The organism is Chryseobacterium lathyri, from assembly GCF_030812195.1.
GTDB classification, from domain to species: domain Bacteria; phylum Bacteroidota; class Bacteroidia; order Flavobacteriales; family Weeksellaceae; genus Chryseobacterium; species Chryseobacterium lathyri_A.
Genome location: NZ_JAUSSF010000003.1, coordinates 237,808 through 251,815, shown reverse-complemented (window position 1 = coordinate 251,815; position 14,008 = coordinate 237,808). Strand labels below are relative to the sequence as shown.

General features: G+C 36.7%; 10 protein-coding genes. 5 read left to right on the top strand and 5 right to left on the bottom strand.

Features of this window, described 5'->3' with window-relative positions; translation table 11 throughout:
• The first annotated feature begins 41 nt into the window (after positions 1 to 41).
• Genes J2T03_RS16285 through J2T03_RS16275 form a run of 3 tightly spaced genes read left to right on the top strand, consistent with a single transcriptional unit; the run spans position 42 to position 1,833 of the window.
• Positions 42 to 956 (top strand): DnaJ C-terminal domain-containing protein, encoded by a 915-nt coding sequence (locus J2T03_RS16285; RefSeq protein ID WP_307212661.1) that lies wholly within the window; start codon positions 42 to 44, stop codon positions 954 to 956.
• Between the two features lie 3 nt (positions 957 to 959).
• The gene (locus J2T03_RS16280; protein ID WP_307212658.1) at positions 960 to 1,262 is read left to right on the top strand and encodes a chaperone modulator CbpM; all 303 of its coding nucleotides are present in this window, start codon (positions 960 to 962) and stop codon (positions 1,260 to 1,262) included.
• Between the two features lie 43 nt (positions 1,263 to 1,305).
• Entirely contained in the window at positions 1,306 to 1,833 is a 528-nt protein-coding gene (locus tag J2T03_RS16275; RefSeq protein ID WP_307212657.1) for a hypothetical protein, read from the top strand.
• Positions 1,834 to 1,898: 65 nt separating this feature from the next.
• Here J2T03_RS16275 and J2T03_RS16270 read toward each other — a convergent pair whose 3' ends face one another.
• Together J2T03_RS16270 and J2T03_RS16265 are read right to left on the bottom strand one after the other, a co-directional pair.
• Positions 1,899 to 2,882: a PLP-dependent cysteine synthase family protein gene (locus J2T03_RS16270; RefSeq protein WP_307212655.1), complete on the bottom strand. Its 984-nt coding sequence runs from the start codon at positions 2,880 to 2,882 to the stop codon at positions 1,899 to 1,901.
• A 257-nt stretch (positions 2,883 to 3,139) separates the two neighbouring features.
• On the bottom strand, positions 3,140 to 4,369 hold the full coding sequence (locus J2T03_RS16265) for an ABC transporter permease (protein ID WP_306843620.1): 1,230 nt from the start codon (positions 4,367 to 4,369) through the stop codon (positions 3,140 to 3,142).
• 4 nt (positions 4,370 to 4,373) lie between these two features.
• Here J2T03_RS16265 and J2T03_RS16260 point away from each other — a divergent pair, with 4 nt between their 5' ends.
• On the top strand, positions 4,374 to 5,570 hold the full coding sequence (locus tag J2T03_RS16260; RefSeq protein WP_307212653.1) for an exo-beta-N-acetylmuramidase NamZ family protein: 1,197 nt from the start codon (positions 4,374 to 4,376) through the stop codon (positions 5,568 to 5,570).
• Positions 5,571 to 5,678: 108 nt separating this feature from the next.
• Here J2T03_RS16260 and J2T03_RS16255 read toward each other — a convergent pair whose 3' ends face one another.
• Genes J2T03_RS16255 through J2T03_RS16245 form a run of 3 tightly spaced genes read right to left on the bottom strand, consistent with a single transcriptional unit; the run spans position 5,679 to position 7,689 of the window.
• The gene (locus tag J2T03_RS16255) at positions 5,679 to 5,885 is read right to left on the bottom strand and encodes a hypothetical protein (protein ID WP_306843624.1); all 207 of its coding nucleotides are present in this window, start codon (positions 5,883 to 5,885) and stop codon (positions 5,679 to 5,681) included.
• Positions 5,886 to 5,889: 4 nt separating this feature from the next.
• Positions 5,890 to 6,513 (bottom strand): DUF3575 domain-containing protein, encoded by a 624-nt coding sequence (locus tag J2T03_RS16250; protein ID WP_307212652.1) that lies wholly within the window; start codon positions 6,511 to 6,513, stop codon positions 5,890 to 5,892.
• Positions 6,514 to 7,689 carry a thioredoxin family protein gene (locus tag J2T03_RS16245; protein ID WP_307212650.1) on the bottom strand — a complete coding sequence of 392 codons (1,176 nt, stop codon included), beginning with the start codon at positions 7,687 to 7,689 and terminating at the stop codon, positions 6,514 to 6,516. It lies immediately after the preceding gene.
• A gap of 1,586 nt (positions 7,690 to 9,275) precedes the next feature.
• Between J2T03_RS16245 and J2T03_RS16240 the strand changes: the two genes are divergently transcribed.
• The gene (locus tag J2T03_RS16240) at positions 9,276 to 13,958 is read left to right on the top strand and encodes a hypothetical protein (protein ID WP_307212648.1); all 4,683 of its coding nucleotides are present in this window, start codon (positions 9,276 to 9,278) and stop codon (positions 13,956 to 13,958) included.
• Positions 13,959 to 14,008 lie beyond the last annotated feature (50 nt).

The window sequence follows — 14,008 nt, the reverse complement described above, 5'->3', positions numbered from 1 at the left end:
TTCAGGGGTAAATTTCATAAATTTGAGTAAATATCGTTTCTATGGCTTATATAGATTACTATAAAATTTTAGGCGTAGATAAAAGCGCAACACAGGATGACATCAAAAAAGCTTACCGGAAACTGGCGAGAAAACTTCATCCTGATCTCAATCCCGGCGACAAAGAGGCGGAGAAGAAATTCAAAGAACTGAATGAAGCCAATGAAGTTCTCAGTAATCCTGAAAACCGTGCCAAATATGATAAGTATGGGGAAAACTGGAAACACGGGGAAGAGTATGAAAAAGCTCAGCAACAGCAACGAGAGTATCAGCAGCAGAATTATGGAGGGAGCGGATTTTCCGGTGCTGATTTCGGTGAAGGCGAAGATTTTTCAGACTTTTTTCAAAGTATGTTTGGCGGTGCCGGCGGAGGTTTTGGAAGAAGCTCAAGGGGAAGTTCTTCAGGAAAATTCAAGGGGCAGGATGTTCATGCGGAATTAAATTTAAATTTAAAGGATGCTGCTCAGACTCATCCGCAGACTTTTGAGATCAACGGGAAAAAAGTAAGAATCACAATTCCGGCAGGCGTATATGACGGACAACAGATCAAATTGAAAGGATATGGAAGTCCCGGCTTTAATGGCGGTCCCAACGGAGATCTGTACATCACCTTCAATATTCCTGTGGATCCGAATTTTGAAAGAATAGGAGATGATCTGAAAACCAAGGTTTCAATAGATCTGTATACTGCTGTTTTAGGTGGGGATGTAAAAGTAAATACACTGGACGGAAGCGTTAACCTTAAGGTAAAACCCGAAAGCCAGAACGGAACAACGGTAAGGCTGAAAGGAAAAGGTTTTCCGGTGTATAAAAAAGAAGGGCAGGCAGGAGATCTTTTTGTGACGTATGAGGTGAAGCTGCCGACCAATCTGACGGATAAGCAGAAAGAACTTTTTGAACAACTTAAAAATTCCTAGGCCATGAGTGAAAGAATATCACGGGAGGAACTCGTAAAAATATACAATATAGAAATCACTTTTTTTGATGAATTGGTGGATGTAGGTTTGCTGAGTGTAGAAACAGAGAATGAAATCCGGTACTTACTCTATGAAGATTTGCCTGTTTTTGAAAGATTTACAAATTGGCATTATGATCTGGAAATTAATCTGCCGGGTTTAGAGGTCATTAATGATATGCTTCAGAAAATAGAGGAATTAAAGAAAAAAAATCGTGATCTGATGAATAAACTTTCTGCAATAAGTAACCAATATGAAGATATTTGATTTAGTTTTGTAATCTTTAAAACAAATTAAATATTTCTGAGAAATGAATGGAGAGAAAATCATTAAACTCAATGCGAACAGACAGGATTTCGAGGAAATTTATTTCAGCGGTAATCAGGGAAGTTTGTTTTTTTCACCGACTACCAAAGGGAAAACGGTTACTACGGCAGTTGTAGGATTAATTCTGTTGATCTTATTTTGTTTTAAAGATGATTTAAGCAAAGAGAAGTTTGGAATTCTGTATTTCGTGAGCTTTTTATTCCTGCTTTGCACAGTTTATCTTTCTTTAAGCATCAACAAGGTTTCCCGCTGGAAGAAAGAAGTTAACAGGTACCTAGAGTCGTTGGAAGATTCTGAAATCTATGAGATCCGTTTTAATGATGAAATTTTTAACGTTAATCTTAATCATCAGGAAGAGCTCAGCAAATGGGAAGATTTCAAGGTATATGATATCAATGATTCATTTATTGCCCTGGAAGGAAAATACAATTACATGTTTCCCGAAAAATCAATGAATAAAGGGGATTACAACATCTTAAAACAGGCTATAAAGAAAAACATCAAACAATAAAAAATCAGAGCGTTTTTGCTCTGATTTTTATTTATGTAAAAGTAAATTACTTTATTCGTTTTTGATTAATCCAACCAGCCCATTTCCTTCATCCACTCGTCATTGTAAACTTTTCCCACATATCTTGAACCGTGATCATGTAGAAGTACTACGATTACGTCATCTTTCGTGAACTGATCTTTCATCTGAATTAAAGAAGCAATTGCACTTCCTGCAGAATATCCGCAAAAAATCCCTTCTTCCTTAGCCAGCTTTCTGGCATAGATAGCCCCGTCTTTATCCGTTACTTTTTCAAAATGATCAATAACAGACATATCATAATTTTCAGGAATAATATCTTCCCCGATTCCTTCAGTGATATATGTATAAGCATGATCGTAATGAAGCTCACCCGTCTCGTGGAATTCTTTCAGGATAGAACCGTAGGTATCGACACCAATTATTTTGATGTTCGGATTTCTCTCCTTGAAGAAGGTTCCACAGCCCGTAACAGTACCTCCTGTTCCGGCACCTGCTACAAAATGTGTAAGCTTTCCATCCGTCTGTTCCCAGATTTCAGGCGCTGTAGATTCATAATGAGCTGCTCTGTTCGAAAGGTTGTCATATTGGTTTACATACCATCCGTTTTCCGTTTCCTTAGCCAGTCTTTTGGAAACTGAATAATAAGAACGGGGATCAGTAGGCTTCACATCCGTAGGACACACAATTACTTCTGCTCCTACAGCACGAAGGATGTCGCACTTCTCTTTTGACTGTTTGGAATTGGTTACAAAAATACATTTGTAGCCTTTGATGATGGCTGCAAGAGCCAGCCCCATTCCTGTATTTCCCGAAGTCCCTTCAATAATGGTTCCTCCAGGTTTTAATCTGCCGTCTTTTTCGGCATCTTCTATCATTTTAAGGGCCATTCTGTCCTTTACAGAATTCCCAGGATTGAATGTCTCTACTTTTGCTAAAACTAAAGCAGGAAAGTCCTCTCCCAATACTTTGTTAAGTTTCACAAGAGGTGTATTCCCTATCGTTTCAAGAATATTTTTTGCGTATTTCATAAATGTTTTATAAGCGGTACAAAGATAATGCTTTAAAAATTAGCTGTATAATTTAAAGATTATGATTTATAAATGGGAATGGTAAATTGTCAATAGTAAATTTTTTACTTACGATCAATGAATTGGGCTGATTGTATCCTCTTTCGTTAATAATTGTATAAAGTGAATGGTGAATTGTGAATTGTGAATTTTTAAACTAAAATAGAATTGATCACTATTTTTATCATTGACAATTGACTCCTTCACATTTCACATTGTTAGTTGTATTTAATTGCTTTCACCGGAGATATTTTACTGATCAGGTAGCTTGGAACGATCAAAGCCAGCCCGGAAATAAGCAAAATTCCCAATGAAATGGAAACAATAGCAACAGGATTGAGATCTACCGGAACTGTACTTACATAATAGTTCTCAGGATTAAGTTTAATGATACCGAAGAATTTCTGAATCAGAATCAGGCCCAGACCTATGGCATTTCCATACAGAAGTCCCGGGATCATAATAATCAGGGTATAATTGATGAACGTAGCTCTTATCTGTGAATTACTTGCCCCCAGCGTTTTTAGAAGTCCGATGGAATTCGTTCTTTCAATGATCAGAATCAAAAGAACCATAATGATATTGATTACAACCACGATCAGCATAATGATGATGATCAGGGCAATATTGGTGTCAAAAATACTGATCCAGTCATTAATCTGCGGGAATTTTTCCGTTGCCTTTTCAGCATAGTTTTTATAGCCGATCAGTTTTTCAATTTCCGGAAAATCTTTGTCGATGTCATTTACATTTTTAAAAAATATATCAAGACCGCCTATTTCATCAGGCTTCATTTCCTGAATTTTTCTTACATGATTGATTCCCCCGATAACGAACTGCTCGTCAATCATTTTAATATCAGTTTTATAAATTCCTATGATCCTGAATTTACGGTATATCGGCTTTTGGTCTGCTTTTGAAAATACAGTAACGATACTGTCTTTAACTTTCAGGTGAAGATCATTAGCTACTTTCTGTGAAATAGTCACATCATTATTAAAGCCATTCTCTGTCACTTTTGGGGTGGTCCCGGCAACGAGAAATTTTTTGAATCTCAGGCTGTCAAAATCTTTTCCGATCCCTTTAAATATAATTCCTGAAAAATTATGCTCATTACGCATAATTCCCGTCACGGTTGCATACTTCTGAACACTTTCCACATCCGGAAGGGTTTTGATTTTCTGAATGTTCAGTCCCTGATTGTCAAGAACAGACGTATTGTAAGAAGAATTGGATCTTGTGGACCGTACCGTAATGTGTCCGCTGAAATCTGCCAGCCTCTCTTTGATGGCTTTCTTTGAACCGAAGCCCGTAGATACGGTAATCAAAGAAACAATGATCCCCAAAGCTACAGAAAGCCTGCCGATGAAGATGATAACTCTTGAAAGGTTATTTTTGTTATCTTTGGAAAACGCTATTTTTCTAGAGAAATATAAAGGAAATTTCAAGCTTATGAATTTAGATTTCAAAATTAAAAATTTACTTCTTATTTGCCTAATTTTTTTAGGAGTATTCAACCAATATTATTCTCAGGTTCAAGATCAGCCGGATTTCAAAACCGGTGCAGACCTGCCTGGGCTTTATCTGCCGATGCTGAAGAATAAAACAATAGGCGTGGTGACTAACCAGACCGGACTGATGAGCGATAAAAATCACGTGGTAGATTTCCTGGTCAAAAATAATATTAAGATTAAAGCGATATTCGCTCCGGAACACGGCTTCAGAGGAGATGCGGATGCAGGGGAGAAAGTAAAGAACGGAGTGGATACCAAGACAGGAATCCCGATTATTTCTTTATACGGAAACAATAAAAAGCCAAAACCGGAACAGCTCAAAGGAATTGATATTGTAATTTTTGATATCCAGGATGTTGGAGTCAGGTTCTATACCTATATCTCAACTTTAACCTACCTGATGGAAGCCGGAGCAGAGAACAATGTAGAAATAATGGTGCTGGACCGCCCGAACCCACACGACGGTTATACAGACGGACCCGTTTTAAAAAAGAAATGGTCAAGTTTTGTAGGAATGCATGAAGTTCCTGTAGTCTACGGATTAACGATAGGAGAATACGGGAAAATGGTCAATGGCGAAAAATGGCTGAAAAATGGAGTTCAGGCAAAATACACCCTGATCCCTATGAAAAATTATCACAAAAAGCAACGCTATCCAATCTTAGACAAACCTTCCCCGAATCTGCCTAACGATAAATCTATCAATCTATATCCAAGCTTATGTTTTTTTGAAGGAACTCAGGTTTCTGTGGGGAGAGGCACTGATCTGCCATTCCAGATCTATGGTTCTCCATGGACGCAGGAATTTCCTTATCAGTTTACACCAAAACCTAATTTTGGAGCAAAAGATCCTTTTCTGAACGGAAAGCTTTGTTACGGTGAAGATCTTTCAGCTTATCCGAAGGATCTTAGAGAATTGAATCTTGAATGGTTGATTAAATCTTATAAAGGCTATAAGAATACAAAGCAAAGCTTCTTTCTGGAGAATTTGTTCTTCGATAAGCTGGCTGGAACTGATGAGTTAAGAAAACAGATTATAGCCGGAAAATCAACTCAGGAGATTAAAGCTTCATGGAAAAGTGACCTGGAGAAATTCGAAAAGATCCGTACTAAGTATGTTATGTATCAGGACTAATTTTTGAAAGTCAATAGTCAATTTGGCTTCGCCAGTTAATAGTGAATCCGATTGTTATAAAAGATTCACTGGCAAAACCAAATTCACAGTTAATTGTACGCTTTTTTATCAGTCAAAATTCTGTGGAGGCTTATTATCGTTCTTACCTTTATTAAGAATGAAGAGCCCAAGTGATAAACCTATTACCCCTGCAAAAGCTGTCATTAATGCCCTTTCCAGTTTGTCGGGCAGGTCATTTCCGAGATAATTCATTAAAAAAAGGATCACAAAAGTGATTACTGAAATGATAATATGATTTTTTCCGAACAGTTTCATGCTGTTATTTTAATTTATAAGAAATCATGACACCTCCTCTGTAAGGAAGGATTTCTCCGCTTTTGTTATATTTCTGAGCTGATTCATACCGCTTGCCGGTAGTACGGTCATATCCTTTGTAGAAGTCCTGTGATGTACCTACCGTTGCATATACATCAATATTCCAGCGGTCAGATACCTTAAATTGATATCCGCCTGTCACCCCTAATATAAGTGATACTCCTTTTTGGTATAAGTTTGATGATTTGAATACTTCATTTCTATCATTTATATATAGAGTATCCTTCCAATAGTTCCATTTTTGAAGTACAAATGCCGAGGCTGCAACATTTGCTCCTACATACCAATGACTGAATGCTTCATTAAAATAATATCTTCCCTCCAGAGAAAGAGAATAATACTGAAATTCATGTCCTGCAAAAGACTTCCATGGGGAGATCAGAACGTCGCCTTGCATGGTAATCTTCGAAGTCAGTTGATTTTCCAGACCAATATTGATGAGTCCAATTGGAGCCAGAAGTGCATTTCCTTTGATATATAGACCCTTTTCCTGTTCTTGTTCCTGAGCTGTCAGCATTGCTGCGGACAATAGTGTGAGAGATGTGGTAAGAAATTTGTGTTTTAGCATTTATTTTATTTGTTTCAATAATTCTTCTGCGAGTTTGGTGTCTTTGTTGGTTTGAACAGCCATATTTTTTGACATTTCTGCATAATTCTTGGCCATTTCTTTATTTCCGGTAAGAAAATAAAGCTTTGCAAGAATGTAGGTGTTTTCTGATGTTTCGCCACGCATTACAGATTTTTCTGCCCATTCCGAGGCTTTCTTCAATGATGCGGGATTTTTGATGTGGTCACTGAATATCCAAGCTGCTCTCAATAGCTCATTAGGTTCGAAGGCATCAGAATTTTTATAATATTCTAAAGCTGCTTTTTCAAATTCCGAAAAATTGGAATTCTGTTCGTAGTAGCTAAGCTTCGTCTGATTAAGTTTGGATTGGGCGAGCTGTTTTCCTACCAATGGTTCAGCCATCTTCATGAAATATTCCTCGTTGATCCTTTTATTTTTATCATCAATAGACTGTTCTACGATTTTTGAAAGCTTCAGCTGATTGTCAAATTCATTGTAAGTTTCTTCCGGTAGATATTTAATAATTTCAGCTTTCCTGGATGTAAATGTGCCATAGTTACTGTCTTCGGTTGACTTTACAAAAAATAAAAGGAAGCCTATTTCCTCTTTAGAAATTTCTTCTGTTTTCTTTTTGTTTTCAAAATACCGTTCGGAAGCTTTTTTAGCGAAATCATAATCTGAGGAAGAGTTCAGTTTCATAATATTGATCAGGAATTCCGGATCTTTCTCTCCATTGGCAAAACGTTCCTTTAAAGAACCCTTTTTGTTGCCTGCAGAATTTATATCCTGGGCCATGGCCACAAACATGCTTTGCTCCATATAACCGGAATTTTGAGAAATCAGTTCACCTTCGCCATTCAGGAAAAGATAAGTAGGATAGGAGCGTACACCATATTTGGCAGCAATTTCTCTTCCTTCACCTTTTTCCATGTCGAATCTTGCATTGATGAAATTGGAATTGAAATAATCTCCGACAGGTTTCTGAGTGAATACATTTTTTTCCATCATCTTGCACGGCCCGCACCAGACAGCATAGGCATCAATGAAAACAAGTTTCTTTTCTTTTTTTGCCTTTGCTATAATATCTTTGAACGGTAGTTCCTGGAACTGTATGGCTTCCTGAGCAAGTATAAAAACAGAGCAGAAAACAAATACCCCGGAGATGATCTTCTTCATTTTCAAATTAGATTTATAAGCGAAGATAGTTATTTTCCAAAAAATAGATGATGAATTTGCCCAGATAGGCTCTATATTAACGAACTTTAAGACTGTTAAGATCCATTAAATAAAAAATATTCCCAAACCTGTTTATTGTTTTCATCCCTTTTATAATTACGATTGTTAAGAAATAGCTCCCACAGCTTTTTTGACAAGCTCAAAGTATACTTAATACAGATTATTAAATTCGGCAAAAATCAGAATAAAATAGGTGAGAATGGATTTTATAATAGTCAATTGGACGTGGTATATGCACAAAAAAACCGTCCTTATTAAGACGGTTTGTGGTTTCTCCAGGAATATATTTTATTCTTTATTATCCTTTTGTAAATAAGGATTTTAAGATTTTTAATTTACTAGGTAACCGATTATTCCACCTTGGCAAATAAGACAAATTTGCTCAAATTGCTTCAAAACAAAAATATAAATTTTCTTTATAGTGAGCAAATTTTGATTATGCTATAACGACTCATTGAGCATTTTCATAACCTGCTCTTGAAGATTTAAACTTTTTCAATACTGATAAACCCAATAGAAAAATTATTATATTCAATCTGAGATGTTGTCCTGGATATTTATCATTCAAAACTAAATAAGTACAATAAGTTTCAAAAATGATGTCCAAAAGGATTAAGCTACAAAAAATGTATACAATGAAGCTTTTGTTTCCTTGCCTCAAGAACAAAATGATAAAAAATAGATATAGCAATATGCTTATTAGCTGAGATTTGAAAACGGTTTCTTCCGAACTAGCAATGGCTATGTCAATAATAGAGAAATGCTTGTTAATAACAAAGTCATACAAAAAAATATTGTTTTTTGTAGATATATTTATTCCTACATAAATAGAGGTCAAGAATCCTGCTATTAATATGATTGCTGCTATAATTTTCTTTTGATCCATTTCTGTTTTTTTATTCAGCCCGGATATTCTAAGAACTTTCTGATTTGATAGAAAAATCTTTCAGAGATGATTTTTAAATCCTTTATCAAAAGTAAGATTTTTGTTGCTTTCAACAATGTCATTTCCTAAAAGAGGGAATTCTCAAGTTTAATCGCTTTTACCCTTCGATTATTCTATCATTTTACACTTTATATCAAATCATTGGGAAAAGAATTTCTCCAAAGCCTGTTTTCAGTAAAATTAATTTTTATCTTTGCATAAACATTTAATAATGAATTATATGTAATAAATAAGATCAAGCAAACTCGGCGGTAGCCGGTAGTGGTAATAGGTGCAGATAGCGATTAGTACTTACTTCAAAGTTCCCATAAGGAGTAGTATATGATCGATATCCGTTAAATTACGGTATGAATATGGGGAAAATACTATAACATAACCTGCTGTTTTATTTATTTTTACCGACTCAATTAAAAAGTTTTTTCAAGAATTAATAATGGTATCATCATTGGTATTGTTGGTCAATCATAGGGCATAAAATAACAATAATTAAGAATGATTCTGTTAATAATGCTTGAAATCTTTCACATTGTTGTTTGCGTAAATGAAAAAACATATGATTTTGTAAAAATAATACAATTTGATGAAGAATATTTATTTTCTTTTAATACTTCCCGTATATATGTTTGTGGGCTGCAATAATGTATTTGCTGTTCATAAAGATTCACTTCAGTATAATATAACGGGTAAGAACAGTTTTGCCATTCCGGAACTGTATTCCGATCATTTTATAATTAATTCGGATAACGATCCTGAAACAGATGCTGAGATAGGGAAAGCAATCGGTGCTTTCAATACGCTTGAAGCCAGCGGCCATTTTACGAATACAATAAATCCCAATGATCTTACGGAATTGCCGATTGGACTTAAAGAAAATATATCCAACGTAGAATACGGCATCGTTGTTACCAAAGCTAAATTCACTCCTGAGTATGCTTTAATTAATGTATATGCCCGTGTAGTAACTCCGCAACAAGGAGCAGAAGGCGAAAAAAAAACGCTGTTCTTTGGTGCAGAAGATGTTAAACTTTCCTATGGAGGAAAGATTATTGGAGACGCCAAATTGTCGCTGCTTGGCGATATCAATATGCCTTTCAACCAAAATCAATGGATGCTTACCCTTGAAGGAGGAAGGATTAATAAGCTGAACGGAGGAAGCGTCAATGACAATACTTATGTAATCATTGATTGTGACGGTATAAAAGAGTTATCCTTAAAAGGAAATGTGCAGATATCCAGGAATGTTCTGGTTCCTTTGGACGGTAATGGAAGTGTTTTACCTGAGTTTGGCAGTAACGGTCAGACCAACAGGGTTCGTGGAGATTTTGCTTTTAAAGCCGCAGACTGGAATGATATTTTGGTCAAAGTAAGTATTACACCATTTGCGATTACTTCCCAAATTAAAAACCAAGATAAAGGATATTTTTCATTCTTTGTCAATAATGCCGTTCTGGATTTGAGTGATTTACGGACTGATCCCAGTGTGATGTTCCCTCAATATTACAATACCCATGGATATCTTATTGGCGGAGCAGAATCCTGGAGAGGATTATATGTTCAAACTTTAAGCATCGGATTACCCCAGGAGTTTAAAACGGAGGACCACATCGATAGCAGGGTTTCTTTTGAAGCGAATAATCTTCTGATTGACTCTTATGGTGTATCAGGGAATTTTGCAGCCAATAATGTATTTCCCATTGATAGAGGGGTAACCAATAAAGAAAATGCTTGGAGGTATTCGCTTGATAAGCTAGGGATTGATCTGGCTGCTTCTAAAATAGTAGGTGCTAATTTAGAAGGGACAATTCAACTTCCGATTCAAAAAAATGATGATAATCAAAATACTAGTATTCCAAAGTATTTAGGATATCGTGGAATGATAACCGAAGAAGAGTATTTAATTTCTGTTACCACTTTTGATCAGATTAAATTTGATATTTGGAGTGCAAAAGCAATGATCGATGCAGGATCAACCATTGAGATGCGGGTAAAAAACCGTGAATTTTTACCCAAAGCCATTCTTAACGGAAGCCTGGATATTGGAGCCAATGCAAAATATGCAGAAAGTAGTGACCCTAATGAAAAGAAAGATGCTGATTTTAAAGGGGTGAAATTTCAGGGGTTGACGCTACAAACAAAAGCACCTTACATCACAGCGCAGTATTTTGGGGTTAAAGGCGAGCAGAAGCTGGCTAATTTCCCAGCAAGCATTAAAGATATAGTGGTCATTGCAGATGGCTCACAGGTTAGTTTAGGATTTGATGTTACGGTAGGTCTGCAGGAAGAGCGTTTCTCCGCTACCGGGGGAATGATGATCAGAGGTCTTATTACTAACGAAAATAATAAACAACGATGGAAATACGATGGTTTTAGTTTAACAAAACTGGGACTGAGAAAAGTAGATATCGGCATTGCTATTGTAACGGGCGAATTCCAGATAATGCGTAATGATCCATTATATGGAAATGGATTTACAGCACAACTCAAAGCTGAACTGAGAGCACCAAAAGGAATAGAGGTTGAAGTTAATGCTGCTTACGGAAACAGTACTTTCCGTTATTGGGGATTTGAAGGTTCAGTCAAAGGACTTAAAATTCAGGCAACCGCTTTAACGATTACAGGATTTACAGGCGGAGCATTTTATCACATGGTTCCGGATAGAGATATGTCTTTAAATCCCGCATATGCCAATAAAGCATTGGTTTTAAAGCCGGATAATACAGTCGGATTGGCACTAAGAGCCGGAATTTATGGTTCAGTAGCCAGTGACAAAGCAGTGAGTATTATGGCCGGTTTTAACATTTCTACTAATCCGAATGGAGGCTTGGCTAATATCGGATTTATTGGAGAAGCTGTGGTGATGGCAGATATATCCAAATTAGTTCCCGGTGATCCTTTAGCAGGAGTAAAAGATAAGTTCAAAGAAATGACAGGAAAACCCGGATTCCTGAATGATCTGAAAAATAACAGTCATGTAAATTCTTTCCTTGATACCAAAGCTGTTGACGAGCAATATCCTCTAACTGAAAAAGTAGAGGGAGCAATTTATGCGAAGCTTGCCATGAATTACGATTTCAACAATAGTGTTTTTCATGCAAGCCTGGATGTTTTTGTAGATATTGCCCACGGAATTATTAAAGGAATCGGTCCCAATGGCAGAGCCGGTTGGGCTGTGATTCACGTTGCACCTGATGAGTGGTATATGCACATCGGGACACCTACCGATATGATTGGATTGAAAGTTGGTCTGGGAAGTTTCTATCTCCAATCCGGAAGTTACTTTATGGTAGGAACCCGTATTCCGGGAAGTCCGCCACCACCGCCTGAAGTTGCAGAGATTTTAGGGCTTCAGCTCAATGACCTTGATTATATGAGCAGCCTTAACGCTTTAGGGGATGGAAAAGGTTTTGCCTTTGGAACCCACCTTAAATTTGATACCGGAGATATGACCGCTTTATTCCTTTACGCCCGTTTCCAGGCAGGTTTAGGAACAGATATTATGCTGAAAAATTATGGTGAGGCAAAATGTTCAAACCGCGGCGGAGAGCAGATCGGTATCAATGGATGGTATGCCAACGGACAGGCTTATGTTTATTTACAGGGTGAGCTTGGAATTAAAATAAAACTTTGGTTCATCAAAAAGAAAATTCCGATTATCAAAGCAGGAGTTGCTTCTTTATTACAGGCAAAAGGACCTAATCCTTATTGGGTGAGAGGATACCTTGGAGGATATTATAATCTGCTTGGAGGTATGATCAAAGGAAGATTCAGATTCAAGATGGAATTTGGAGAAGAATGTGTACTAGAAAACTCATCCGTTCTTGGAGGCATGAAAATCATTTCTGACCTTACCCCTAAAAAAGAGGAAACAGATGTAGACGTATTTGCTATTCCGCAGGCAACATTTGCAGTGCGGGTTAATGAGCCTATTGTTATTCCTGAGGACGATGGCGATCATACCTATAAGGTTGTTGTCGATAAGATGACAATTGTAGATGATCAGGGTAAAGAAATTAAAGGAGTCATAGAATATGCCAATTCTAAAGATGTTGCCAACTTTGTTTCTGAAGATATTCTTCCTCCAAATAAAACCCTGAAAGCAATTGCTCAGGTGAGCTTTATGGAGAAAAAGAACGGAATGTATGAAGTGGTAATGGCAGACGGACAAAAAGCAATTGAAATAGAAGAAAGAATCTTTACAACAGGATCAGCACCAAATGTTATTCCTTTAAGCAATATCAAATATGCCTATCCGGTTCCTGAACAGGAAAATTATTACACCGGAGAAGCCAATACAGGTTATATAAAGCTTAAGCGTGGACAGGATTATTTATTTGATGATCCTAACTGGAACACTGTGACCGCTTTTGCTGCTGAATCACCAACTGAAAGCAATTTCTCTTATAATGCCAATGATAATACGGTCAACTTCAATACCCCTAATCTTGGTAAACAGAAAGACTACACATTTGCATTAATTGCTAAAAATAAAAATGGGAATAATGCTTCCACAGGAAATGATACAGTTGAAGAGACCGTAAAAACAGAAGAAAATACCGATGATTCTGCCGTATCGGTAACTACAGAAGTGAAAAAAGCTCAAAGTCTTTCCAAAGATGGAGAGATCGAAAGACTGGCCTATACTTTCAGAACCAGTAAGTATACTACTTTCGAGAATAAACTGTCCTCATTGAACTTTAATCCTTTATGGATCAAACTAAGCTCCGATGTGGTTACTCTTCAGAATAATATGAATGCTGATGAATATTTTGATGCCACTGAAATTTCAGGATCGAAATATACAGACAATAAACCTCTTATTGATCTTACGGCATTAATGGATGATTCTTTTGCGGGTAAATTTAAAGGATTGATTTACAATAACTATCCGATTGATGAGCTGACCTTAAACAGAGCTGAAAGTGAAGACGATTTTGCAGGAATTCCACCGGTAAAAGCATTCCCTGTCTTTACATCCTATATGCAGTATTTAGGAAGCGATAAAGGAAACGGGTTCTTAAAACAAACCTTCCCATTCAAATATGATTTATTCAGCTATTATAAATCCGACTGGTACGAGCTGATCTCGAAAGCTGCGTCTAAATATGTAGGCTCTCCGGCTAATACAAGACCACAGGTGATTAATGCTTTGCTGGAATCAACCTATGGAATTATCCCTGAAACCAGATACAATGTGAAAGCTAAATATACGTTGCCGGGTAATAAGCAGGGAACAGAAAAACAAATAAACTATGAATTTAAATAAGTAAGTAAAATTACTTATTTACTCAAAAACAACAAATACGAACACCGAAA

Coding starts and splice junctions, on each gene's coding strand:
- J2T03_RS16275 (WP_307212657.1), top strand. CDS start 1,306: ATGAATGGAGAGAAAATCATTAAACTCAATGCGAACAGACAGGATTTC.
- J2T03_RS16250 (WP_307212652.1), bottom strand. CDS start 6,513: ATGCTAAAACACAAATTTCTTACCACATCTCTCACACTATTGTCCGCA.
- J2T03_RS16245 (WP_307212650.1), bottom strand. CDS start 7,689: ATGAAGAAGATCATCTCCGGGGTATTTGTTTTCTGCTCTGTTTTTATA.
- J2T03_RS16260 (WP_307212653.1), top strand. CDS start 4,374: ATGAATTTAGATTTCAAAATTAAAAATTTACTTCTTATTTGCCTAATT.
- J2T03_RS16285 (WP_307212661.1), top strand. CDS start 42: ATGGCTTATATAGATTACTATAAAATTTTAGGCGTAGATAAAAGCGCA.
- J2T03_RS16240 (WP_307212648.1), top strand. CDS start 9,276: ATGAAGAATATTTATTTTCTTTTAATACTTCCCGTATATATGTTTGTG.
- J2T03_RS16280 (WP_307212658.1), top strand. CDS start 960: ATGAGTGAAAGAATATCACGGGAGGAACTCGTAAAAATATACAATATA.
- J2T03_RS16255 (WP_306843624.1), bottom strand. CDS start 5,885: ATGAAACTGTTCGGAAAAAATCATATTATCATTTCAGTAATCACTTTT.
- J2T03_RS16270 (WP_307212655.1), bottom strand. CDS start 2,882: ATGAAATACGCAAAAAATATTCTTGAAACGATAGGGAATACACCTCTT.